This is a genomic window from Streptomyces daliensis (assembly GCF_054782395.1).
In genome coordinates, this window is sequence record NZ_BAAGSO010000100.1 from 85,477 (window position 1) to 107,569 (window position 22,093).

A 22,093-nucleotide genomic window follows, 5' to 3' on the forward strand; every position below is an offset into this window, starting at 1 on the left:
TGCCACTGCCACTGCCACCGCCACCGAGGAGCCCGTCATGGTCCGCGCCGCCGTACTGTCCGCCGTCGGAGCGCCGCTCGACATCACCGAGATCGACCTGCCCGCACCGGGCCCGGGCCAGGTGCGGGTCAAGCTCGCCGCTGCGGGCGTCTGCCACTCCGACCTCTCGCTCTCGAACGGCACCCTGCGCCAGCCCGTGCCCGCCGTGCTCGGGCACGAGGGCGCGGGGACCGTCGTCTCCGTCGGCGAGGGCGTCACGGGCCACGCGCCCGGCGACCGCGTCGTCCTCAACTGGGCTCCCTCGTGCGGCGAGTGCCACTTCTGCGCCACGCTGGCCGAGCCCTGGCTGTGCGTGAACGCGCAGGCGGCGACGACCGTGCCCTACGCCCGTACGCCCGCAGGCGACCCCCTCTACCCCGGCCTGAGCACGGCCGCCTTCGCCGAGGAGACGGTCGTCCCGGCGCACGCGCTGCTGCCGCTGCCCGAGGGGGTGCCGCTGACGGACGCTGCGCTGCTGGGCTGCGCCGTGCTGACGGGGTACGGGGCCGTGCACCACAGCGCCCGGGTGCGCGCGGGCGAGTCCGTGGCCGTCTTCGGGGTCGGCGGGGTCGGGCTCGCGACGCTCCAGGCGGCGCGGCTGGCTGGCGCGGGGACCGTCGTCGCCGTGGACATCTCCCCGGAGAAGGAGGAGCTGGCCCGCTCGGCCGGGGCCACCGAGTACGTCGTCGCGTCCGAGACCACGGCCAAGGAGATCCGTAAGCTCACCGGCGGACTCGGCGCCGACGTGGCCGTCGAGTGCGTGGGCCGCGCCGAGACCATCCGTACCGCGTGGAACTCCACGCGTCGCGGCGGCCGTACGACCGTCGTCGGCATCGGGCGCAAGGACGACACGATGACGCTGTCCGCGCTGGAGATCTTCCACTTCGCGCGCACCCTCACCGGCTGCGTCTACGGTGACTCCGACCCGGCGCGCGACCTGCCCGTACTGGCCCGCCACGTGCGCGAGGGCGGGCTCGACCTCGGCGCACTGGTGACGGACAGGATCGGCCTGGCGGACATCCCCGCCGCCTTCGACGCGATGCGCGCCGGACGCGGCGGACGCGCCCTGGTGGTCTTCTGACCGGGGGCGCTCGGGCGACGTCTCCTCGCTGAGCCGTTCAACTGCTGAAGCGCTGCGCCAGCCCGTCCACCAGGGCCCGCAGCCCCGTCTCGAACGCGCCGTCGTCGATGCGCTGCTGGTGCTCGGCGAGGAGGTGGGCCTCGTCGAGGTGGGGGTAGTCGCGCGCGTAGACGTCGGCGTCGTCGACGAAGCCGCGCGCGAAGGAGCCGAGGGCCGAGCCCGCCACGAAGTAGCGCATCGTGGCGCCGATGTGAGTGGCCTGCACCTTGGGCCAGCCCGCCGCCGTCATCGCGCCGAAGACCGCGTCCGCCATCCGCAACTGGCTCGGCCTGCGCCCCGGGCCCTGCGCGAGGAACGGGACGATGTTGGGGTGCGCGGTGAGCGCGGCGCGGTACGAGCGGGCCCAGCCCAGCAGCGCGGCCCGCCACTCCGTGCCGTCCTCGAACATCGACAGATCGACCTGCGAGCACACCTCGTCGGCCACCGCGTCCAGGATCTCGTCCTTGGTGCGGAAGTGGTTGTAGAGGGAGGGGCCGCTGACGCCGAGTTCGGCGGCGAGGCGCCGCGTGGAGACCGCCCCGAGCCCCTCCGCGTCGACGAGCGCGAGGGCGCACGCGACGATCCGTTCGCGGCTGAGCAGGGGTTTACGTGGGCGGGCCATGCGCCTCATCGTAGAGCCGTGGCGCGGAAAACTAGCACCGCTCACCACGACACTCGTTCCCGGCGGGCCCCCGCCGGATCCCCACCGGGGCCTCGTCCGGCACTAAGCAGGTGCTCAGCGGCCGATGTATGGTGTTCGCCCGGCAGAGGGAAGGGCGAGCGAGAGATGGCATCGGAGACGGAGTCACAGGTCGCGACGGGCGAGAACAGCGGCGGCGACGACGGCGGCGCTGACGGCGACGGCGCGTTCACGACGCCCGACGACTCCTTCGGCGGCGTCACCCCCGACGCCGCGCGACGGCTGCTGCTCGGCGCGGTGGAGGCGTTCGCCGAACGCGGTTTCCACGCCACCACGACCCGCGACATCGCGGGCCGCGCCGGAATGAGCCCGGCCGCGCTCTACATCCACTACAAGACCAAGGAAGAGCTGCTCTATCAGATCAGCCGCGTCGGCCACGAACGCTCCGTCCGCATCCTGACGGAGGCCGCGCGGACGGACGGCGAGGGCGGGGACAGCGGTGGGGACGGCGAGGACGCGCCCGTGCGGCTGGTCCGCGCCGTGCGCTCCTTCGTCCGCTGGCACGCCGAGCACCACACGACGGCGCGCGTGGTGCAGTACGAACTGTCGGCGCTCAACGAGGAGCACTACGCCGAGATCGTCGGCCTGCGCAGGCGCAGCGAGGAGCTGCTGCGCGGCGTCCTGGAGGACGGCGAGGCGTCGGGCGAATTCGCGATCGCGGACATCCGGGGGACGACGCTCGCGGTGATGTCGCTGTGCATCGACGTCGCCCGCTGGTTCAGCCCTCAGGGCCGCCGCACGCCCGAGGAGATCGGCGCGCTCTACGCGGACCTCGTCCTGCGCATGGTCACCGCGCCCGCGCCCGCGCCACGCTGACGGGCACGGGGCGGGACCGGAAGCGGACGTGCGGCATGCGGGTGTGCCCCACGTGGGCGCGCCGCACGCTCACCAGAAGTAGCGGCTCAGTGTCTCCGCGACGCAGACCGGCTTGTCGCCGCCCTCCCGCTCGATCGTGACCTTGGCCGCGACCTGCACGGCGCCGCCGCCGACATCGGTGATCTCCGAGAGTTCGGCGCGGGCGCGCAGCCGGGAGCCGACGGGCACGGGGGCGGGGAAGCGGACCTTGTTCACGCCGTAGTTGACGCCCATCTTCATGCCCTCGACGCGCATGATCTGCGGGACGAGCGCGGGCAGCAGGGACAGCGTCAGATAGCCGTGCGCGATGGTCGTGCCGAAGGGTCCTTCCTTGGCGCGCTCGGGGTCGACGTGGATCCACTGATGGTCACCCGTCGCGTCCGCGAACAGATCGACGCGCTTCTGGTCGATCGTAAGCCAGTCGCTGGTGCCCAACTCCTCGCCGACCGCGGCGGCCAGCTCGTCCGTCGAGGTGAAGACCCGGGGCTCCGCCATTCCTGCAACCTCCAAAGCGAGAGAGCGATAGACCTCGCGCCACCGGCCGCCCGCACGCGCGCGGCCACTAAGCGCTTGCTCAGCATGCTGCGGAGCCCCTCCCGTGTCAACGCCCGACGGGCCTCCCGCCGTGGCCGGCGCCCGTCGCCGCCCTCACCACATCGACGGCTTGCGCTCCGCCCACGGCCGGGCCGCCTCCAACTGGGCCGAGAGGGCGAGCAGCGGCGCGTCCTCCCCGTAGCGGCCCGCCAGCATCACGCCCACGGGCAGCCCGTCGTCCGTCCAGTGCAGCGGCAGCGACACGGCTGGCTGGCCCGTCGAGTTGTAGAGCGCGGTGAAGGGCGTGTAGTGCGTCAGGCCCGCGAACTCGGCCTTCGGGTCGTCGTCCACGCGCAGCCCGCCCACGGGCGCGGGCAGCTTCGCGAGGGTGGGGGAGAGGATCACGTCGTAGCCGGTGCCCGGCACCATCAGCGCGTCGGCGATGAGCTGGCCCGTCGCACGCAGCGCGTACAGCCCCTGCGCGAACTCGGGGCCCGAGACCTGCCCGCCCAGTTCCCGCAGGTGGCGGGTGAGCGGCATCAGTGACTCCTCGCCGCCTGCGGGCAGCGGGCGCATCGCGGCCATCACCGACCACACGCGGGTGAAGGCACCGGCGAGCCGTTCGTCGGCCGGGATGTCTATCTCGTCGACCTCGTGCCCCAGGGTGCGCAGCAGCGCAGCCGTCTCCCGCGCCGCGGCCTCGCACTCGGGATGCGAGGTGACGCCCGGCACGGCGGGCCGCATCAGATGGGCGACGCGCAGCCGTGCGGGCGCGCGGTCCGCGTCGGCCCATGCCCGGTACGTCTCGCCGGGCGGCAGCGCGGGCGCCGCGTACGGGTCGCCCGGCATGGGCCCCGCGAGGACGTCGAGCAGCGCCGCGGCGTCCGCGACGGTGCGGGCCAGCGGGCCCGCCGTGGCCAGCCCGGTCACGTCGTGCAGCACGGGCCCCGAACTCACCAGCCCGCGACTGGGCTTGATGCCGAACAGACCGCAGACGGAGGCGGGAATCCGGATGGAGCCGCCGCCGTCGCTGGCCTGCGCGACGGGCGCGAGGCCCGCCGCGACCGCCGCCGCCGCGCCCCCGCTGGAGCCGCCCGCCGAGCGCTCCGTGTCCCAGGGGGAGCGCGCGGGCGGCGCGACCAGGTTCTCGGTGTAGCAGGGCAGACCGAACTCGGGTGTGTTGCTTTTCCCGATCATCGGGCTGCCGCCCTCGCGCAGCCTGCGCACGATGTGGTCGTCGGTCTCCGGCACGTGCCCTGTGAAGGCCGCTGAGCCGTAGGTGCAGGTCACCCCGGCCACATGGTTGAGGTCCTTGACCGGCACCGGCACCCCGTGGAGCGGCCCGAGAGCGTGCCGCTCCTCGCCCGCCTTGCGCGCGGCCAGCGCCGCGGTCTCCGCCTCGGCCGCCTGGGCGCGCGCGAGTTCGGGGGTGAAGGTGATGAAGGCGCCGAGCCCGGCACCGAGCCGGTCGACGCGGTCCAGATAGTGCTCGGTCAGCTCTACGGGCGAGACCGTGCCCGTACGGACCGCTTCGGCCTGCTCGGTCGCCGTCAGATCATGCAGCTCGGTCAACGCCGTCTCCTCCTCGCGCAAGCCACTCGGGCCGGCTGGTCGGTAGTACGGCGCATACTCGCATAAGGGGCTGTCGGACAATTGGCGCCGTCCGCCGAAGGCGGGGCCCGCGGCGTCCGGTGCGTGCAGCCGCAAGGCGGAGGACCGTCCTCGCAGTGGGCTGCTCGGTCGGTTCGACAACGCAGCGGATGTGCGTGCCGGGGGTCGCGGGCCAGGCGAGAATTGTCTGACAGGCCCTAACCTCGGGAGGTCACCATGGCGCCTCGGCCTAGTCGGGGGGTGAGCCGGCCGTCGAAGCGGGCGCGTGCGTCCATGGAGGAGATCATGCGGCGCAGCACGTCGGCGAGGCGCGGGCTCGGGGGAGCTGAAGGGTCACAGGGGAGGAGCGATCGTCCGCCCCAGGTGAGGCGGTGCCACTCGTCGAGAGAGGTGGGCTTTCTGATCCCGTCGTGCTTCTCCCGTCTGCGCCTGGCGGCGACCTCCGACTCGTAGGCCAGCCACACCGACCGCGCTTCCTCCAGCTCCTCCAGCGCGGCTATCAGCAGCGCCGGATCGGGCTCACGGTCGTCCGGGCTGAACCCGTTGCTGGCACACAGGTGGTGCCATGTCGCGCGGTGTCCGTAGGGAGCGAAGCGCTCCAGACACTTGCGGAGCGCCTGGCGGCGCTGCGAGGGATCCCTTCCTGGATCCCGGACCTGCTGTGCGAGGGCTCTGAAGCCAGCCAATCATCCCACCTCCGACGGAGAGGACCCGGACTCGTCGGGGATATGACGTACCGGCCGCCTCATCGGATCCCGGATACGAAATCTTTTTTCGCCCGACTCCCTGTGAGGCTCACCCCGGAACTCGCCCGGTCTCTCTCCACAGTGCTCTACCTGCGCGGATCGGGTGAGGTACCCCGAGTCGGCGGGGGCAATCTCGAATTCACGGGAATCCCCGGGATTCTCATCACTTACTTACCTTCGGGCCCCGGCTTTAACTCCCGTCTTAACTTCGGTCTTTACGCCGGTCTTATCTTCGGCACCTTCCCCACCGGAGTCTCACAGCAATTGCGTGGCCTTCACCGTGAAGAAGTGCGGTGTCCGGCGCCGCGCGGACGGCCCGGCTCCGATGGTAGGGGCGTGCCGCGCGTGGCCGCAGGACATTGGCGTGACGGACGTGACTCGCCTCCCCGGTCCGTTACGGACGTGACGCAGCCCCCGCCGCACGCCCGGCCCGTCACCTCCGGTACCGCTGCGTCACCGCCGCGAAGGCGGCCTTGGGTTCCCACTCCATGTCGGGGTAGGTCCGGCCCCGGTGCCCTTCGAGGAGTTTGACGATGCCCAGACCGGCCCGGTCCAGGTCGTCCCTGGGGTCGCCGTCCGGGCGGTGCGGGTAGCCGGGCAGGGCGAACAGGAACACGAACGCGCTGTCCACGCCCTCGGTCTCGAAGATCTCCAGCAGTTCGCTCAGGTAGGCGGCCTGGCCTGCCTCGTCGCGCTCGTACACGCCGTTCAGTCGGACAGGGGCCCTGGTCGCCGGGTCGTGCTCGACGACTTCCAGCACCCGCCCGCCCCGGTCGCCCGCGCCCCGGTAGGCGGCGGTGCCGAACCCCGTGACGGCGAGCCGCTTCGGGCCCTGGGCGAGGGTGCGCACCGCCTCCCGGAACCGGTCGGCGACCTCAGCGGAGCGGAGCAGCTCGAACGTCACGATATCGAAGGGGGTCCAGTCGACCTGCTCGAACTGGATGGCCGCGTAGGTCAGCTCGCCATGGAAGCGCTCGCGCACCGTGGCCGCGGCGTCGCGGAGGAACGCGTTGACGCGCACGCCCAGCTCGCGCATCGCCTCGGCCCGCCGCTCGGGTGGCCGTCCCATCAGATGCCCGACCCGCTCCTCGGGGTTCTGCCCCGGCAGGAACCCGTGGTTCATCACGCTCAGCTCGACCCCCGCGACGAACACGACCGTGGCCCCACGCCGCCGGAGCCGTTCCGCCCGCTCGGCGCAGTCGCGGAAGAGCGCGAGGATCTGCTCCGGGCGCAGCTCCAGCGGGTAGGGCGAGAACCAGACCTCGAGGCCGAGCGCGGCGGCGGCATCGGCGGCCAGTTCCAGCCGGTCCGGGTCGCCGCCGATGATCTGGACCGCGTCGCAGTGCAGGTCGTCGCGGATGATGGCGAGTTCGCGCCGGACGACGGCGGGGTCCAGGCGCTCGCGGGATGCCCGGCCGTCCACGACGAATCCGGTGTCGTAGGTCATTCCTCGTGCTCGCACGGTGGCGTCCTCCCCGTCGGTCCTTCCCGGCGGATCGAGGCTGACAGGGAAAATGCGCGCACGCAAGTTTGCGAGCGCGCAACTTTATATGGGACGGTGGCACCGTGACGACAACACCAGGGCTGCGAGAGCGTAAGAAACGGGCCACGCGCGAGGCGCTGCGCGAGGCGGCCCTGCGGCTGGCCGTGGAGCGCGGGCCCGACCAGGTGCGGGTCGAGGACATCGCCGAGGCGGCCGGGGTCTCGCCGCGCACCTACAACAACTACTTCGCCAGCCGCGAGCAGGCGATCGTCTCCGCCGTCACGGCGGACCGGGAGGCGCGGATCGCGGCGGCGGTCGCGGCACGGGCCGCCGAGGTGCGCCTGGCCGACGCCGTCACCGAGGCGGTCGTCGAGCAGTACACGGACTCCGGCGGGCGCGCACGCGAGGCACTGCTGCTCGTCACCACCCGGACCGCGCTGCGCGACGCGTTCCTCGACGCCACCGCCGACATCGGGCCCCCGCTCACGGCGGTGCTCGCCGAGCGCCTGCCCGAACGCGCGGGTGACGCCGGAGCGCACACGGCCCGCGTGCTCGCGGCGAGCGTGGCCGCGGCGGTCCGCATCGCGCTGGAGGACTGGCTCCGGCCCGCCGGGAACCCCGCCGGGAATCCTGCCGGGGGCGCGGAGACCGCCGGGAGTTCCGGCACCGGAGGGCTGGTCGTGCCCTCCGGCTCGCTGCCGGACCGGCTCCGCGCGGCGCTGGCCCCGCTCGCGCCCGCGCTCGACGCCGCCGAGGGTGCGTGCCGGACGTCGCGCCCTGGCCAGGACTGAGGCATCCCCCGAGTCCCCGGTCCCGGCTAGGCCAGATCGCGCTCCCGCGTCTCGGGCAGCAGCAGCACGCACACCAGCGAGACGACGGCCATCGCGGACACGTACCAGCCCACGGCGCCCGAGCCGAAGGAGGACTGGAGGCGCGTCGCCACCAGCGGAGCGACCGCGCCGCCCAGCACGCCGCCGAGGTTGTACGCGAGGGAGGCGCCGGAGTAGCGCACCCGGGTGCTGAACAGCTCGGGCAGATACGCGCCCATCGGCCCGTAGACCACACCCATGCAGAAGAGCGCCCCGCCCAGCGCCAGCGCGATCAGCACCGGCTGCTCCGTGTCCAGCAGCGGGAAGAGGACGAGCCCCCACACCACGGAGAGCCCGCAGCCCGCGAGGACGAGGCGGCGCCTGCCGCCGGAGTCCGAGCGGGTCGCGGCCAGCCAGGTGCCCGCGGCCAGGAAGAGGCAGGCCACCATGGACAGGCCCAGCATGGTGCTGCGCGGGACGCCGAGGCCCTTGGTCGCGTAGTTCAGGCAGTACGTGGTCGCGGTGTAGAAGAGCCCGTACGCGACGATCATCCCGCCCGCGCCCAGCGCGAGTTCGCGCGGGTGACGGCGGAAGACCTCCAGTGCCGGGGCCTTGCTCGCCTCCTGCGCGTCCATCACCTTCTGGAAGACGGGCGTCTCGCTGATCCGCAGCCGTACGAACAGGCCGACGGCGACCAGCGCGAACGACAGCAGGAAGGGCACCCGCCAGCCCCAGGCGCGGAACGCGTCGTCGTCCAGCCCGGCCGACAGCGCCCAGAAGATGCCCGTCGCGGCGAGGAAGCCCACCGAGGGGCCGAGCTGGGGGAAGGCGGCGAAGAGGCCGCGGCGCTTGGCGGGCGCGTGCTCGACGGCCAGCAGCGCGGCCCCTCCCCACTCGCCGCCGAGCCCGATGCCCTGGAGGAAGCGCAGCAGCACGAGGAGCAGCGGCGCCCAGATGCCGAGGGTGGCGTAGCCGGGCAGCAGTCCGACGAAGGCGGTGGACAGGCCCATCAGCAGCAGCGAGGCGACCAGCACGGACTTGCGGCCCACCCGGTCCCCGAAGTGCCCGAAGACCAGCGAGCCCAGCGGCCTGGCGACGAACGCGACCGCGTAGGTGGAGAACGCGGCGAGGGTGGCGTTGAGCGGGCTGAGGTTCGGGAAGAACGCGGAGTCGAGCACGAGCGCGGCGGCGGTGCCGTACGCGTAGAAGTCGTAGAACTCGATCGCGGTCCCGATGAAGCTCGCCACGGCCACGCGCCGCATGTTCTCCGGCTTCTCCGGCGTCCCCGCCTTCTCCGCGTTACCCGGCGCCTCCTGCGCCGCGCCGTCCGCCTCCGAGGGCGCCTTCTTCGCTGGTCCAGCTTGGTTTTTCACGAACGCACCCTGGTCGTGCGCGTGGTCGGCAGTCAATAGCCGGGACGGCCCGTCTCGGTCCCCGAGACACCGCGCATCACTTCGCGGCGGGGGCGGAGCTCGCGGCCCCCACCGGCCGACGATCCCGACTGTGCGGGGGACCGCCGCGCGGCCGGTCCCGCTGGGCGTGCGCACAGAGCCGTCCTCAGCCCCTTCCCCCACGACATACCGACTGGTTAGTCTGCCCGCGCGGGGTCAGAGCCGACGAAGCGAAGCGAAGGGGAGCCGGGCATGGAGTCTTTGCGCGACAGCGGGGTGGTCGTCACCGGCGCCGGAGGGGGAATCGGCGCGGCGCTCGCCCGTCGCTTCGCCGCCGAGGGCGCCAGGGTCGTCGTGAACGACCTGGACGAGGCCAAGGCCAAGGCCGTGGCCGAGGAGATCGGTGGCATCCCCGTGCCCGGCGACGCCGGAGCCGTCGTCGCCGAGGCCCGCGACGCGCTCGGCGGCACCGTCGACACCTTCTGCGCCAACGCGGGCATCGGCGTCGGCGGCGGTCCCGAGGCGCCCGACGCGATCTGGGACGCCGCCTGGGACGTCAATGTGATGGCCCACGTCAGGGCGGCCCGCGAGCTGATCCCCGGCTGGGTGGAGCGCGGCAGCGGCCGGTTCATCTCCACCGTCTCGGCGGCCGGACTCCTCACGATGGTCGGCGCCGCGCCCTACAGCGTGACGAAGCACGCGGCGCTCTCCTTCGCCGAGTGGCTGTCGCTGACGTACCGGCACAAGGGCGTCGACGTGCACGCCGTGTGCCCCCAGGGCGTACGCACGGACATGCTGCGCGCGACGGGGCCCGCCGGGGAGCTGGTCCTCGTGCCCACCGCCATCGAGCCGGACGACGTGGCTGACGCCGTGTTCGCGGCCATGGCCGAGGGCCGCTTCCTCGTGCTGCCGCACCCCGAGACCGCCGACTACTACGCCGCGCGCGCGGCCCAGCCCGACCAGTGGCTCGGCGGCATGAACCGCCTCCAGCAGAAGCTGGAACGCCGCCTGGCCGAGGCCGAGGCCGAGGGGGGAGCGGGTGCCGACGAGGCGACGGGCGCCGCAGCCGGGACCGGCGCGGGCAAGGGCGCGGGCGAGGAGGGCGCGCGATGACCACGTACGAGGACATGCCCTGGCTGGGCCAGCTCAACGAGGCACAGCGCGCCCCCGTCGCGCCGCCCGAGACGATCCTGCACGCCTTCCGCTCCGCCGTCGCCGCCGCGCCCGGGCACACCTTCCTCGCCTACTTCGACGGCAAGCTCTCCTACGAGGAGGCCGACGCACTCTCCGACGGCATCGCGGCCCACCTCGCGGCGCGCGGCCTCGGACACGGCGACCGCGTCGCCGTCATCCTCCAGAACAGCCCGCAGTTCGCGCTGGCGCTGCTGGGCGCGTGGAAGGCGGGCGGCACCGTCGTGCCCGTCAACCCGATGTACAAGGACCGCGAGGTCGCCCACGTCCTGCGCGACGCCGAGGTGACCGCGCTCGTCTGCTCCGACCGCGCCTGGGACGCGTATCTGCGCGCGACGGCCTCGGACTCGCCCGTCCGCATCGCGCTCACCACCTGCGAACGCGACCTCCAGACCCGCGACGACCCCCGCGTCCTCGGCTTCGAGCGCGCCCCGCGCGCCGACGACGCCGACGACCTCCTCGCCGCCGCGCGCGGCGGCGCCCCGGCGCCCGGGGGACGGGAGCTGACCGGCGCCGACACCGCGCTCATCAGCTACACCTCGGGCACGAGCGGCGCCCCCAAGGGCGCCATGAACCTGCACTCCAACATCGCCTACAACGCCGAGCGCCAGCGTGTCGGCGGCGGCCTGGAGGAGGGCGCCTGCATCTTCGCTCTCGCGCCGCTCTTCCACATCACCGGCATGGTGTGCCAGCTCGCGCCCGTCATCGCCAACCGGGGCACCCTCGCGCTCGCCTACCGCTTCGACGCGGGCGTCGTCCTCGACGCGTTCCTGGAGCACCGGCCCGCCTTCACCGTCGGCCCGTCGACCGCCTTCATGGCGCTCGCCGCGCACCCCGGGGTGAGCAGGGACCACTTCGCCTCCTTCTCGTTCATCTCCTCCGGCGGCGCTCCGCTGCCCCCGGCGCTGGTCGAGAAGTTCCGGGCCGCCTTCGGCCCGTACATCCGCAACGGCTACGGCCTCACCGAGTGCACCGCGCCCTGCGCCTCCGTACCGCCGGAAAAGGAGGCACCGGTCGACCCGGCCTCCGGCACCCTGGCCGTCGGCGTCCCCGGGCCCGAAACCGTGGTCCGCGTGCTCGACGAGAACGGGCAGCCGGTGCCCTTCGGCGAGCTGGGCGAGATCGCCGTGCGCGGCCCGCAGGTCGTCCCCGGCTACTGGCGCCGTCCCGAGGAGTCGGCCGCTGCGCTGCCCGAGGGCGAGCTGCTCACCGGGGACATCGGCTTCATGGACGCCGACGGCTGGCTCTACGTCGTGGACCGCAAGAAGGACATGATCAACGCCTCCGGCTTCAAGGTGTGGCCGCGCGAGGTCGAGGACGTGCTCTACGCGCACCCCGCCGTCCGCGAGGCCGCCGTCGTCGGCGTGGCCGACAGCTACCGTGGCGAGAGCGTGAAGGCGTACGTCAGCCTCCGCACCGAGGCACGGGCCGAGCCGTCGGAGCTGATCGAGGAGCTGGTCGAGCACTGCAAGGCGCAGCTCGCCGCGTACAAGTACCCGCGCGAGATCGAGATACTGCCCGAGCTGCCGAAGACCACCAGTGGGAAGATCCTCCGTCGGGAGCTGCGTTCCCGCCAGGGGAGCGACGCGTAGGAGCACGCGGTGCCGCTCCGGGTACCCGCACGGCGCGGACGGACACGCGCAGACGGACGCACCCGCGCACGGCGCGCGAGAGCACGTGAGAGCACGGACGAGAGGCAGGTGACGGCCATGGCCACGGCGAAGGCCAAGGCGGCGGAGAAGGGCGGGCCCGCAGGTGCGCCGGTCCCGCGGCGACTGATGGCGGCTGCCACCCGGCTCTTCGCCGAGCGCGGCTACGACAGGACCTCCGTGCAGGAGATCGTCGAGGCGGCGGGGGTCACCAAGGGCGCCCTCTACCACTACTTCGGTTCCAAGGACGATCTGCTGCACGAGATCTACGGTCGGCTGCTGCGCCTCCAGCAGGAGCGGCTCGACGCGTACGCGGGCTCCGAGGCGCCCATCGAGGAGCGGGTGCGCGAGGCGGCGGCCGATGTCGTCGTCACCACCATCGACAACCTCGACGACGCGATGATCTTCTTCCGCTCCATGCATCAGCTCAGCCCGGACAAGCAGAAGCTGGTACGCGCGGAACGCCGCCGCTACCACGAGGGCTTCCGGGCCCTGATCGAAGAGGGGCAGAAGAGCGGGGTGTTCAGCACGGCCACACCGGCCGACCTGGTCGTGGACTACCACTTCGGCTCCGTCCACCACCTCAGCAGCTGGTACCGCCCCGACGGGCGGCTCACCCCGCAGGAGGTCGCCGACCACCTCGCCGACCTGCTGATGCGGGCGCTGCGCCCGTAGGCCCTGCGACGGCACGCAGGACGGCACGTACGACCGCATGACCGTACGACACGAACAAGCCCGGTCCAGGGCGGAGGGAGCCCCCGTGAAGGCATGGCGCGTCCACACGAACGGCGAGCCGCGCGAGGTGATGCGGCTGGAAGAGGCCGCTGAGCCCGAGCCTGGCAAGGGCGAACTGCTGGTGCGGGTGCGCGCCGCGAACGTCAACTTCCCCGACGCGCTGCTGTGCCGGGGCGAGTACCAGGTGCGCCCGCCCTTCCCGTTCACGCCCGGCGTCGAACTGTGCGGCGAGGTGCTGGCCGCCGGCGAGGGCACCGAGGGCGCGCCCGCCGTCGGCGAACGCGTCATCGCCCAGCCGGTGCTGCCCACGGGCGCCTTCGCCGAGCGCACCGTCGTCAGCGCCGAGAGCGCGCGCCCGGCCCCCGGGTCGCTGGACGACGCGGAGGCGGCGGCGCTGCACATCGGCTACCAGACGGGCTGGTTCGGGCTGCACCGCCGCGCGGGACTGCGCTCCGGCGAGACGCTGCTCGTGCACGCGGCGGCCGGGGGCGTGGGCAGCGCCGCCGTGCAGCTCGGGAAGGCGGCGGGCGCGCGCGTCATCGGCGTCGTCGGCGGCGCGGAGAAGGCGCGCATCGCGCGGGAGCTGGGCTGCGACGTGGTCGTGGACCGGCGCGAGGACGACATCGTGGCCGCCGTCAAGGAGGCCACGGGAGGCCGGGGCGCGGACGTGATCTACGACCCGGTCGGCGGCGACGCCTACACCAAGTCCGCCAAGTGCGTGGCCTTCGAGGGCCGCATCGTCGTCGTGGGCTTCGCGAGCGGCGCGATCCCGACGCCCGGCCTGAACCACGCCCTCGTCAAGAACTACTCGATCCTCGGCCTCCACTGGGGCCTCTACAACACGAAGGACCCCGACGCGGTCCGCGCCTGCCACGAGGAGTTGACGAAGCTCGCGTCCGAGGGCGCGATCAAGCCCCTCATCAGCGAGCGCGTTCCGCTCGACGGCGCGGCCGACGCGGTGCAGCGGGTCTTCGACGGGATCACCACGGGGCGGGTGGTGGTCGTGCCGGGCACCGCGTGAGCGGTGGCCGCTCGGCGGACGAACGGTGACGCGGGACGCGTCGGCCCCCTTCGCGGGGCCGGGGCGTCCCGCGCGGTCGTTCCGGGCAGCCGACTGCTGTAGGCGTGTTGCCGTGGCGCGGGCGTTTGCCCTGTGCACGGGGTTGCGGCGCGGCTACGTGGGCGGCGCGGGGCCCGGCGTGACGAGGCCCCGCCGCCATAGCCGCGTCCTGGTGGGGACGGCGCCTGTTCCAGCGGGTGGGCCGGCCAGAACAGCCCGGCCGTCCAGTCCGGGGCGTTCGCCGAGCAGCCGCCCCAGGCTCAGCGCCCCTGCTCCTGGAGCGCGGGCACGCGCTCGGCCCGCTCGTCCCGCGCCGAACCCCGCTTGCCGCGCAGGCGCCGCAGCATCTCGCGCGGCGTCAGGCCCCCGCCCAGGCACCACAGCGCGATGACCGGGTCGCAGATCGCGCAGCCCAGCGAGGAGTCGTGGAAGAAGGGGAGGATGGGGCTGCCCTTGAGGTGGTGGACGATGTCCCACGCGGTGTGCAGCAGCCAGGCGATGCCGATGAACGTCCACGACTCCAGGCCGCGGTAGGCGACGTAGGCGACGAGGGCCGCGAACGCCGGCTCCCAGCCTCCCATGCCGCCACCGCTCAGATAGGCGGCCCCGGCTCCGGCCACCATGATCGCGTTGAAGCGGCGCCGGTGCGGTTCGCGTATGAGGGACATCAGCAGGGCGTACAGGACACCGATGACGATCGGCATGAGGTATTGCATGCGGGTGCCTTTTCCTGGGCGTGACGGTGCGACGGCGCACCCCGGAGTGCGGAGGCGCCTGGCGTTTCGCGGGAACGTCCACACGCTAGAACCGCGTCCGACGGCTCCCCAGTGGCATTACCGACAGGCTCCAACGGGTTCCCGCCGCGCGGGCCCGGCCCCTCGCGTCACCCCGTAGATCCCCCGTTTGTCACGGGCTCGTCACACGGCGCACCACGTGTGAACTCGCGGTGCGGGTGCCGCATCACACCTCGCACCAGCAACGAAAGGAACTCGCAATGCCTCGCATTCGCTCGCGCCTCGTCACCGTGCCGCTCACCGCCGTCGCCGCGGCGCTGACCCTGACCGCCGCCGTCCAGGCGGGCGCGGCCGAGCCGTCGGCCGAGGGTGGCACGGGCAGCACGAGCAAGGCCGGTGCCGCCGCCTCGGCCCCGTGCCTGGAGAACGCGACGACGCTGATCGGCGACATCGACGGCGACGGCCTCCCGGACAGGATCAGCAACCCCGGGAACGACGGCACCAAGATGACGGTCCAGTTCGGCATCAAGGGCGGCTCGTTCGACGAGAAGTTCACCGTCGCCGAACTGGTGGGCGCGAACAAGGGCGAGGAGACGACCGCCGCCGTCGCCGACTTCCAGAACGACGGCATCCTGGACCTGGTCGTCAACGTCATCGAGCCGTCCGGCGGCGACGACCCCGCCACGGCGCGCATCGCGGAGTACCGTCCCGGCCCGCTGGACCGGACGGACCTGTCCTCCGACGACACGGTGAAGGCCGGTCTCGGCGAGCGCGGCGAGATCTGGGGCCTCGCGGTGGCCGACTACAACGGAGACAAGCTCCCGGACCTCGCGATCCACAACAACACCGGTGACGGCACGGCGGAGCGTGAGGTGCGCCTCGGGCAGCCCGGCACCGGCATCGAGGACATCAACTACGACGACAACGCCAAGTACGGCGAGGACAACGCCACCTGGGGCGAGCCCCCGGCCATGCCCACCGACGGCTGGAGCAAGTTCTACAAGGCGTGCGCCTGAGCCTGCTCCTGATCACCACTGATCACCACTGATCACCACTGAGCGCCGCCCACGGTCCGAGGGGGACCGTGGGCGGCGCCCAGTCACGTCAGCCGCCCTCCGTCAGCAGTCCTCCGCCCCTGTCAGGCGAACCGCTTCAGCTCGCGTCGCGCCAGGGAGCGCTGGTGCACCTCGTCGGGGCCGTCGGCCAGGCGCAGCGTCCGCGCCGCCGCCCACAGTTCGGCCAGCGGGAAGTCCTGGCTCACGCCGCCCGCGCCGTGGAGCTGCACCGCGCGGTCCAGGATGTCCACGACCGCGCGCGGCGTCGCGATCTTGATGGACTGGATCTCCGTGTGCGCGCCCCGGTTGCCGACGGTGTCCATCAGCCAGGCCGTCTTGAGCACCAGCAGCCGCAACTGCTCGACCTGCACCCGCGCGTCCGCGATCCACTCGTGCACCACGCCCTGCGCGGCCAGCGGCTTCCCGAAGGCCGTACGCTCCTGCGCGCGCCTGCACATCAGCTCGATGGCGCGCTCCGCCATGCCGATCAGCCGCATGCAGTGGTGGATGCGCCCCGGCCCGAGGCGGGCCTGTGCGATGGCGAAGCCGCCACCCTCCTCGCCGATCAGATTGGCGACGGGGACCCGCGCGCCGTCGAAGACGACCTCGGCGTGCCCGCCGTGGTAGTGGTCCTCGTAGCCGTAGACCGTCATCGCGCGGCGCACCTCGACACCCGGGGTGTCGCGCGGGACGAGCACCATCGACTGCTGGCGGCGGATGTCCTCGCCGTCCGGGTCGGTCTTGCCCATCACGATGAAGATCTTGCAGTCCGGGTTCATGGCCCCGGAGATGTACCACTTGCGCCCGGTGATGACGTACTCGTCGCCCTCGCGGCGGATGCGGGTCTCGATGTTCGTCGCGTCCGACGAGGCCACCTCGGGCTCGGTCATCGCGAAGGCCGAGCGGATCTCGCCGCTCAGCAGCGGCTCCAGCCAGGCGCGGCGCTGCTCGGGGCTGCCGAACTCGGTCAGCACCTCCATGTTCCCGGTGTCGGGCGCCGCGCAGTTGAGCGCGGTCGGGGCCAGCCGCGGGCTGCGCCCGGTGATCTCGGCGAGCGGCGCGTACTGGAGGTTGGTGAGCCCGGCGCCGTAGGTGCGGTCGGGCAGGAAGAGGTTCCACAGCCCCTTCTCGCGCGCCGCGGCCTTCAGCTCCTCCACCACGGGCGGCGTCTCCCACGGCGAGTCCAGCGCGGCACGCTGCTCGTCGGCCACCGCCTCCGCCGGGTAGACGTGCTCGTCCATGAACGCGAGCAACTGCTTGCGCAGCTCCTCCGTACGGGCGTCGAATGCGAAGTCCATGTGCCGTCAGCCCTTCCGCAGTGTGGTGAGTCCGTTGTCGATGAAGACGGGGACGAGATCGCCGATCCGGTCGAAGCCGGGGCCGACGGTCTGGCCCAGCGTGAAGCGGTAGTGGATGCCTTCGAGGATCACCGCGAGCTTGAAGTAGGCGAACGCCGTGTACCAGTTGACGCGGGACACGTCGCGCCCCGACAGCGTCGCGTAGCGCTCGATCAGCTCGGCGGGCTCGGGGTGTCCCGGCGCGCCCGCCGTCGTGCTGACGGGGGAGTCGGGCATGTCCTGGCGCTCGCTGTACATCACCAGCAGCCCGAGGTCGGTGAGCGGGTCGCCGAGCGTGGACATCTCCCAGTCGAGCACGGCGGCGATGCGGTCGTCCGCGCTCGCCAGCACGTTGTCCAGCCGGAAGTCGCCGTGCACGATCGTGGGCTCGGGCGACTCGGGCCGCTCCTCCGCGAGTGCGCCGTGCAGCTCGTCGATGCCCGGCAGGTCCCTGTTGCGCGAGGCGTCCAACTGCTTGCCCCAGCGCCGCAACTGCCGCTCAAGGAAGCCCTCGGGGCGCCCGAAGTCGCCGAGCCCGACGGCGGCCGGGTCCACGGAGTGCAGCGCGACGAGCGTGTCGGGCAGCGAGAGCACGAGCCGCCGGGTGCGCTCGGGCCCGAGCGGCGCGAGCTGTTCGGCGGTGCGGTACGGGGTGCCGTCCACGTGCTCCATCACGTAGAAGGGCGCGCCGACGACCTCCGCGTCCTCGCACAGCAGCAGCGTCTCCGGGACGGGCACGTCGGTGCCGTGCAGGGCGCTGATGACGCGGTACTCGCGGGCCATGTCGTGCGCCGTGGCCAGCACATGGCCGAGCGGCGGGCGCCGTACGACCCAGCGCGAGGTCCCGTCGGTGACGCGGTACGTGAGGTTCGAACGGCCGCCCTGGACGACCTCGGCCGTCAGCGGCCCGTTCACCAGCCCGGGGCGCTCCCGCTCAAGATGCTCTCCGAGCCGCCCCAGGTCGAGACCGGGCGGGTTCTCCTTGCTCATCGTGCGCGCTCCTCGGGGGTGAGGGGGTGGACGCCCGGCCATCGGGCGATGGCGGGAACTGCTGCCGTGGGTCCGCGCGGGGCGGGCCGCGAACACGGTTCGTGAACATGGGTCGCGGGGACCGTACCCGATCATGCCGACTAGTCGGTATGGGCGTCTAGGGGTCGGGGCACGGGGATGCGCCGAATCCCTGTGTCGTGCGACACCGCGCGCCCGCGCGTGAGGGGGTCCTGTGGCCGGTGTGCCGCGTGAGGGGGCCCGGCACGGTCCGTCACGGGAGGGGTGCCTCGGTCCCGGCCCCTTCCCCGAGGGCGCGCTCCGCGCTGTCGATCAGCTCCTTGTACGTCAGCACCTCGACCCGGCTCAGATGCGCCGTGTGCGTCCGCAGCGCCTCGTTGATCACCTCTTCCGGCACCTCGGGCTGGCCCAGCGGATGCCCGATCAGCACCACCGCGCTCGCCCGGCGCGTATCGATTCCGAACTCCTCCCTGATGCGCTCCCGGTTCTCGTCAAGACCGACGAGGTAGTTGATGGCCTGGCCCACCGCGTCGTGCACCTGATGCGTGGGCACCCATGCGCCGCGCTGCCGCTTGACGAGGCGGCTGACGCCCGCCGCCTGCTTCAGCTCCACCACGTGCAGGGCACCGTCGGCCCGGAGGAGGGGGATGTCCAGCTCGTCGCCCGGCACCAGCCTGCGGTGCTCCGACTCCGCGACGAAGCGGCCCCCGAAGATCCAGTGCTGGCCCGAGAGCGCGCGCTGGAGCGCATGCTCCGTCGCCGACGGGTCCTCGGCGACGGAGCGGAGCGCGGCGAGCCCTTCGGCGCGCCGCTGGAGTTCCGCCGCGCGCAGCAGCGTTCGGCCGTCCTCGTCGGCCGCGAGGACGGCCAGCGCCTCGGGCGAGGAGACGATCCGGTGCGCCGCGTCGTGGGGGTCCACGATCTCGACGCGGTTGCGCAGCACGCGTTCCGTCCACTTGGCGAGCTCTGCGGCGCCACGCGGGATGTGATAGCGCGCGGGGTCCTCCTCCGGGGCCCGCGTCAGCTCCGCGTCCGCGCTCAGCTCGGCGATCTCCGTCAGCAGCTCCTTGGGCGTGATGCCGGGCCGCTCGCCGAGGATCTTGCGCCCCTCCGAGCACCACAGCTCGCCGGTCCTGGTGAGCGTACGGGCGATGTACTGGAGGCCCAGCTCGTCGCGCGGCTCCTTCGGGAAGTACGAGAGCCGGTATTTCTCCTCGTAGTCCGGGCGCAGCAGACGGCCCTCCGTGTAGTGCACCGCGTCCTGGAGCGAGCGGACCGTCTCCCACTCCTCGTGCCGCGCCGCGCACCGACGTGCCTCGGCGAGGAGTCCGGTGAGCTTCTTGCCGCCCGGACGGTAGCCGTTCGCCCGCACGGCTATGTGGCGGAGGACAGCGCCGACCGCGGCGGTGACCTCCGGGGCCGTGGCGGCCCGCTCGATGTCCTGGAGGTGGAACTCCAGGGCCTTGTCGGATCTCGGCGTCGGCGTCGGCGTCATGTGTGGAGTCTGCCGGGCGGGTACGACAACGGGCTCAAGGGCCTGTGGACGAGCGGAAAACCGGATGCCGCGCGTGCCCGCGCGGTGGTGGACTGGACGTCATGGCCCACGCCGTTTCCTCACCGCCACCCACGTCACCCACACCACCACCCGCACCACCCACGCCGTTCCGCTGGTCGCAGGCCGGGGAGCGTCCGCAGCGCGTCGGGGCGCTGACGTACGGCGCTCAGGCGCCCGATCTCTGGTACCTCCCCGCGCTCACCGACTGCGCCGCCAAGGTCCTCACCCGCACCTCGGCGGCCGACCTGTGCTTCGTCGGCCGCTCGCTGGACAGCATGTACGACCTGCTCACGGGCGCCTTCGACGGCACCTCGCGCAAGGCCGACAACCGGCACGGCGGTCTGCGGCGGCTCCCCGTGTCCTGTAGCGGGTTCGGTCCCGGCGACGCCGTGCCCGCGCATGTGCGCCGCAGGCTGCGCGAACACCTCGCCGCCGTCGGCCTGGCCCCGACGGCGCTGGCGCGCCGCGAGCGCCCCGTGGCGCTCGTGGACGTGGTCCACAGCGGCGGCACCTTCGACATCCTGCACGGCGAACTCGCCCGCTGGATCGCGGAGACCCGCGAGCCCTGGAACGTCATCCGCCGCAAGCTGCGCTACGCCGGGGTCACCGAGCGGGGCAGGACGAGCCCGCACCACTGGCGCTGGCAGCAGAGCAAGGCGTCGCGCCCGTGGGTCCGCACGCTGCCCTCGGGGCATGTGGTGAACGTGTCCGTCGACCGCTACGTCTGGAACTGGCTCGGCGTCGGGCAGCCGAAGGTGGCCCGCTCCTTCCCGCCGGCGCGCTGGTTCGACGCGGACGCCGACGCGCCGCCACGGCACGCCGGTCTCCCGGACGCGCTGACGGAGTCCGCCGCGCTCGTCGCCGCGGGCCGTGGCCGTGCGGTGCGGGCCGCGCTGGTGCGGGCGATGGCGGAGGAGCCGGGGTTCGCGGCGCGTGAGGTGCGGGCGCTCGCGCTGGAGCTGCGCCGGGGGCGCCGCCGCGCCTGACAGGGGCGCGCTGACGGCGGGGACCAGCAGGGGGGAGCAGCGCAGGCCAGCGGGGCCCAGCAGGCGGGAACGGGATCAGTGGGCCCAGCAGGGCTCGGCGCCGGTCAGTGGGGTACGGCCGCCACCGCGCGGTCCGTGTTCTCCTCGGGCGTGCCCGAGATGTCGATCGCGGCGCCGTGCTCGTCGGGCTCCAGCCGTTCCAGGGCCTCGAACTGCGAGCGCAGCAGCGAACGGGGCATGAAGTGCCCCTTCCGCTTCTCCATGCGCGCCGCGATCAGCTCCTCCGAGCCGTCCAGATGGAGGAAGAAGACGTCCGGGGACGCCTGGCGCAGCCGGTCGCGGTAGCGGCGTCGCAGGGCCGAGGAGCTGACCACGCCGCCGCCCTCCCGCTCGCGCGCGGTGAGCCAGGCGGCGATGGCGTCCAGCCAGGGGCGGCGGTCCTCGTCGTTCAGCGGGGTGCCCGCCGACATCTTGGCGACGTTCGCCGGTGGGTGGAAGTCGTCGGCGTCCGCGTACGGCACGCCCAGCCGTTCCGCGAGCTTCGTGCCGATGGTGGTCTTGCCCGAGCTGGCCACACCCATGACCACGACCAGCGGCGTCGCGCCCCCGGCGGCCCCGCTGTTCTCAACGTCGTCCACGCTCACCTCAGCAGCACCAATCCGACGATCACCATCAACAGCGTACAGACCGCTGCCCCCTGCATCAGGCGGCCGTTCAGCACGGCGGGGCGGGACGCGGCCATGTTCGCTATGCGGCGGTGCGCGACCGCGAGGAAGGCGAGCCAGGCCAGTACGCCCACGGCCACGACGATCACCACGGGCGCGCCGCTGCCCTTCATCATCGCGCTGCGCACGGCGAGCCCGACGGACACGGCGAACGTCAGCGTCGTACGCCGCCACGCCAGCCGCGTCCGCTCCGGCTGCGCGCCGGGGTCGCGGTCAGGCTCCGACTCCGGTTCCGGCGCGGGACCGGGCTCCGGTGGGGGCGGCGCGGGGCTCACTGCCCGGCCCACCCCAGGGCGACAATGGCGATCACCAGCAGGGACGCCAGCGCCGTCGCGGTGGCCAGCACCGCGGGGAACCGGGACGCGGGCAGGTCCTCGCCGCGCCGCATCGCGCGCTCGCAGCGCACCCAGTGGTTGACGGCGCGGACCGCGCAGAGCGCTGCCCCCGCGAGGAGGGCGACCGCGATCGTCGTCCGTACGCCCCAGCGCAGCCCCGTCAGGAACTGGTCCACCGCGATGCCGCCCGCCACCAGCGCCAGGGAGGTGCGTATCCAGGCGAGGAAGGTGCGTTCGTTGGCGAGCGAGAAGCGGTAGTCGGGAGTCGAGCCCTCCGCCCTGATGCGCTGCGGCGCGAACCACAGGCGGAGGGTCGCGAAGAGCCGTTCGATCATGTGTCGAGCTTAATGCCTGTTCATCGGACCACGCGTTCGCATCCGCGACGCCCCTGCCCCAGGGGAACGCCTCTCGTCACGCCCCGCACCCGTCACCGGA

The 22,093-nt window shown here is 73.0% G+C and carries 21 protein-coding genes and 1 pseudogene; 9 read left to right on the forward strand and 13 right to left on the reverse strand.

Annotated elements, in window-relative coordinates:
• The first annotated feature begins 37 nt into the window (after positions 1-37).
• Positions 38-1,120: a Zn-dependent alcohol dehydrogenase gene (locus ACYVOO_RS27170; protein ID WP_461018337.1), complete on the forward strand. Its 1,083-nt coding sequence runs from the start codon at positions 38-40 to the stop codon at positions 1,118-1,120.
• 37 nt (positions 1,121-1,157) lie between these two features.
• On the opposite strand, the gene ACYVOO_RS27175 is transcribed toward ACYVOO_RS27170, so the two are convergent.
• Positions 1,158-1,781, reverse strand: coding sequence for a TetR/AcrR family transcriptional regulator (locus ACYVOO_RS27175; protein ID WP_461018338.1), 624 nt, complete (start codon positions 1,779-1,781; stop codon positions 1,158-1,160).
• 165 nt (positions 1,782-1,946) lie between these two features.
• Here ACYVOO_RS27175 and ACYVOO_RS27180 point away from each other — a divergent pair, with 165 nt between their 5' ends.
• On the forward strand, positions 1,947-2,675 hold the full coding sequence (locus tag ACYVOO_RS27180) for a TetR family transcriptional regulator (protein WP_461018339.1): 729 nt from the start codon (positions 1,947-1,949) through the stop codon (positions 2,673-2,675).
• Between the two features lie 69 nt (positions 2,676-2,744).
• On the opposite strand, the gene ACYVOO_RS27185 is transcribed toward ACYVOO_RS27180, so the two are convergent.
• From ACYVOO_RS27185 to ACYVOO_RS27200, 4 genes and pseudogenes are all read right to left on the reverse strand, one after another.
• Positions 2,745-3,209 carry a MaoC family dehydratase gene (locus ACYVOO_RS27185; RefSeq protein ID WP_461018340.1) on the reverse strand — a complete coding sequence of 155 codons (465 nt, stop codon included), beginning with the start codon at positions 3,207-3,209 and terminating at the stop codon, positions 2,745-2,747.
• 153 nt (positions 3,210-3,362) lie between these two features.
• Positions 3,363-4,820: an amidase gene (locus ACYVOO_RS27190; protein ID WP_461018341.1), complete on the reverse strand. Its 1,458-nt coding sequence runs from the start codon at positions 4,818-4,820 to the stop codon at positions 3,363-3,365.
• Between the two features lie 308 nt (positions 4,821-5,128).
• Positions 5,129-5,545, reverse strand: a pseudogene (locus tag ACYVOO_RS27195) (hypothetical protein); the annotation flags it as partial.
• A gap of 493 nt (positions 5,546-6,038) precedes the next feature.
• The gene (locus ACYVOO_RS27200; RefSeq protein ID WP_461018388.1) at positions 6,039-7,052 is read right to left on the reverse strand and encodes a hypothetical protein; all 1,014 of its coding nucleotides are present in this window, start codon (positions 7,050-7,052) and stop codon (positions 6,039-6,041) included.
• A gap of 119 nt (positions 7,053-7,171) precedes the next feature.
• On the opposite strand from ACYVOO_RS27200, the gene ACYVOO_RS27205 reads away from it, so the two are divergent.
• Entirely contained in the window at positions 7,172-7,879 is a 708-nt protein-coding gene (locus tag ACYVOO_RS27205) for a TetR/AcrR family transcriptional regulator (protein WP_461018342.1), read from the forward strand.
• A 26-nt stretch (positions 7,880-7,905) separates the two neighbouring features.
• On the opposite strand, the gene ACYVOO_RS27210 is transcribed toward ACYVOO_RS27205, so the two are convergent.
• Positions 7,906-9,159, reverse strand: a complete 1,254-nt coding sequence (locus ACYVOO_RS27210; RefSeq protein ID WP_461018389.1) for an MFS transporter — start codon at positions 9,157-9,159, stop codon at positions 7,906-7,908.
• 381 nt (positions 9,160-9,540) lie between these two features.
• On the opposite strand from ACYVOO_RS27210, the gene ACYVOO_RS27215 reads away from it, so the two are divergent.
• From ACYVOO_RS27215 to ACYVOO_RS27230, 4 genes are all read left to right on the forward strand, one after another.
• The gene (locus ACYVOO_RS27215) at positions 9,541-10,401 is read left to right on the forward strand and encodes an SDR family oxidoreductase (protein ID WP_461018343.1); all 861 of its coding nucleotides are present in this window, start codon (positions 9,541-9,543) and stop codon (positions 10,399-10,401) included.
• A complete protein-coding gene (locus tag ACYVOO_RS27220; RefSeq protein WP_461018344.1) occupies positions 10,398-12,071 on the forward strand; it encodes a class I adenylate-forming enzyme family protein in 1,674 nt (557 codons plus the stop codon). Before ACYVOO_RS27215 ends, ACYVOO_RS27220 begins: the two co-directional genes overlap by 4 nt.
• Positions 12,072-12,188: 117 nt before the next feature.
• Complete coding sequence (locus ACYVOO_RS27225) at positions 12,189-12,803, forward strand: TetR/AcrR family transcriptional regulator (RefSeq protein ID WP_461018345.1); 615 nt, start codon at positions 12,189-12,191, stop codon at positions 12,801-12,803.
• An 85-nt stretch (positions 12,804-12,888) separates the two neighbouring features.
• Entirely contained in the window at positions 12,889-13,884 is a 996-nt protein-coding gene (locus ACYVOO_RS27230; protein ID WP_461018346.1) for an NADPH:quinone oxidoreductase family protein, read from the forward strand.
• Positions 13,885-14,183: 299 nt separating this feature from the next.
• Here the strand turns inward: ACYVOO_RS27230 and ACYVOO_RS27235 are convergent, their stop codons facing one another.
• Positions 14,184-14,639: a DUF6010 family protein gene (locus ACYVOO_RS27235; RefSeq protein ID WP_461018347.1), complete on the reverse strand. Its 456-nt coding sequence runs from the start codon at positions 14,637-14,639 to the stop codon at positions 14,184-14,186.
• A 278-nt stretch (positions 14,640-14,917) separates the two neighbouring features.
• Here ACYVOO_RS27235 and ACYVOO_RS27240 point away from each other — a divergent pair, with 278 nt between their 5' ends.
• On the forward strand, positions 14,918-15,673 hold the full coding sequence (locus tag ACYVOO_RS27240; protein ID WP_461018348.1) for an FG-GAP repeat domain-containing protein: 756 nt from the start codon (positions 14,918-14,920) through the stop codon (positions 15,671-15,673).
• Positions 15,674-15,795: 122 nt separating this feature from the next.
• Here ACYVOO_RS27240 and ACYVOO_RS27245 read toward each other — a convergent pair whose 3' ends face one another.
• The 3 genes from ACYVOO_RS27245 to ACYVOO_RS27255 all read right to left on the reverse strand — a co-directional run bounded on the left by ACYVOO_RS27245 (position 15,796) and on the right by ACYVOO_RS27255 (position 19,552).
• Positions 15,796-17,010 carry an acyl-CoA dehydrogenase family protein gene (locus tag ACYVOO_RS27245; protein ID WP_461018349.1) on the reverse strand — a complete coding sequence of 405 codons (1,215 nt, stop codon included), beginning with the start codon at positions 17,008-17,010 and terminating at the stop codon, positions 15,796-15,798.
• Positions 17,011-17,016: 6 nt separating this feature from the next.
• On the reverse strand, positions 17,017-18,039 hold the full coding sequence (locus tag ACYVOO_RS27250) for a phosphotransferase family protein (protein WP_461018350.1): 1,023 nt from the start codon (positions 18,037-18,039) through the stop codon (positions 17,017-17,019).
• Between the two features lie 271 nt (positions 18,040-18,310).
• A complete protein-coding gene (locus tag ACYVOO_RS27255) occupies positions 18,311-19,552 on the reverse strand; it encodes a Shedu anti-phage system protein SduA domain-containing protein (protein WP_461018351.1) in 1,242 nt (413 codons plus the stop codon).
• Positions 19,553-19,653: 101 nt separating this feature from the next.
• Here ACYVOO_RS27255 and ACYVOO_RS27260 point away from each other — a divergent pair, with 101 nt between their 5' ends.
• Entirely contained in the window at positions 19,654-20,598 is a 945-nt protein-coding gene (locus tag ACYVOO_RS27260) for a hypothetical protein (RefSeq protein ID WP_461018352.1), read from the forward strand.
• Positions 20,599-20,702: 104 nt separating this feature from the next.
• On the opposite strand, the gene ACYVOO_RS27265 is transcribed toward ACYVOO_RS27260, so the two are convergent.
• From ACYVOO_RS27265 to ACYVOO_RS27275, 3 genes are read right to left on the reverse strand one after another with little or no spacing between them, the layout of a single operon-like run.
• Positions 20,703-21,179 (reverse strand): gluconokinase, encoded by a 477-nt coding sequence (locus ACYVOO_RS27265; protein WP_453347147.1) that lies wholly within the window; start codon positions 21,177-21,179, stop codon positions 20,703-20,705.
• 59 nt (positions 21,180-21,238) lie between these two features.
• On the reverse strand, positions 21,239-21,598 hold the full coding sequence (locus ACYVOO_RS27270) for a DUF202 domain-containing protein (RefSeq protein ID WP_461018353.1): 360 nt from the start codon (positions 21,596-21,598) through the stop codon (positions 21,239-21,241).
• On the reverse strand, positions 21,595-21,993 hold the full coding sequence (locus ACYVOO_RS27275; protein ID WP_453347105.1) for a YidH family protein: 399 nt from the start codon (positions 21,991-21,993) through the stop codon (positions 21,595-21,597). Before ACYVOO_RS27275 ends, ACYVOO_RS27270 begins: the two co-directional genes overlap by 4 nt.
• Positions 21,994-22,093 lie beyond the last annotated feature (100 nt).

Excerpts from the sequence above, each read along its gene's own strand:
- ACYVOO_RS27225 (WP_461018345.1), top strand. The coding sequence starts at position 12,189 with ATGGCCACGGCGAAGGCCAAGGCGGCGGAGAAGGGCGGGCCCGCAGGT.
- ACYVOO_RS27220 (WP_461018344.1), top strand. The coding sequence starts at position 10,398 with ATGACCACGTACGAGGACATGCCCTGGCTGGGCCAGCTCAACGAGGCA.
- ACYVOO_RS27245 (WP_461018349.1), bottom strand. The coding sequence starts at position 17,010 with ATGGACTTCGCATTCGACGCCCGTACGGAGGAGCTGCGCAAGCAGTTG.
- ACYVOO_RS27175 (WP_461018338.1), bottom strand. The coding sequence starts at position 1,781 with ATGGCCCGCCCACGTAAACCCCTGCTCAGCCGCGAACGGATCGTCGCG.
- ACYVOO_RS27275 (WP_453347105.1), bottom strand. The coding sequence starts at position 21,993 with ATGATCGAACGGCTCTTCGCGACCCTCCGCCTGTGGTTCGCGCCGCAG.
- ACYVOO_RS27260 (WP_461018352.1), top strand. The coding sequence starts at position 19,654 with ATGGCCCACGCCGTTTCCTCACCGCCACCCACGTCACCCACACCACCA.
- ACYVOO_RS27185 (WP_461018340.1), bottom strand. The coding sequence starts at position 3,209 with ATGGCGGAGCCCCGGGTCTTCACCTCGACGGACGAGCTGGCCGCCGCG.
- ACYVOO_RS27200 (WP_461018388.1), bottom strand. The coding sequence starts at position 7,052 with ATGACCTACGACACCGGATTCGTCGTGGACGGCCGGGCATCCCGCGAG.
- ACYVOO_RS27170 (WP_461018337.1), top strand. The coding sequence starts at position 38 with ATGGTCCGCGCCGCCGTACTGTCCGCCGTCGGAGCGCCGCTCGACATC.
- ACYVOO_RS27210 (WP_461018389.1), bottom strand. The coding sequence starts at position 9,159 with ATGCGGCGCGTGGCCGTGGCGAGCTTCATCGGGACCGCGATCGAGTTC.
- ACYVOO_RS27265 (WP_453347147.1), bottom strand. The coding sequence starts at position 21,179 with ATGGGTGTGGCCAGCTCGGGCAAGACCACCATCGGCACGAAGCTCGCG.
- ACYVOO_RS27250 (WP_461018350.1), bottom strand. The coding sequence starts at position 18,039 with ATGAGCAAGGAGAACCCGCCCGGTCTCGACCTGGGGCGGCTCGGAGAG.
- ACYVOO_RS27180 (WP_461018339.1), top strand. The coding sequence starts at position 1,947 with ATGGCATCGGAGACGGAGTCACAGGTCGCGACGGGCGAGAACAGCGGC.
- ACYVOO_RS27255 (WP_461018351.1), bottom strand. The coding sequence starts at position 19,552 with ATGACGCCGACGCCGACGCCGAGATCCGACAAGGCCCTGGAGTTCCAC.
- ACYVOO_RS27235 (WP_461018347.1), bottom strand. The coding sequence starts at position 14,639 with ATGCAATACCTCATGCCGATCGTCATCGGTGTCCTGTACGCCCTGCTG.
- ACYVOO_RS27215 (WP_461018343.1), top strand. The coding sequence starts at position 9,541 with ATGGAGTCTTTGCGCGACAGCGGGGTGGTCGTCACCGGCGCCGGAGGG.
- ACYVOO_RS27240 (WP_461018348.1), top strand. The coding sequence starts at position 14,918 with ATGCCTCGCATTCGCTCGCGCCTCGTCACCGTGCCGCTCACCGCCGTC.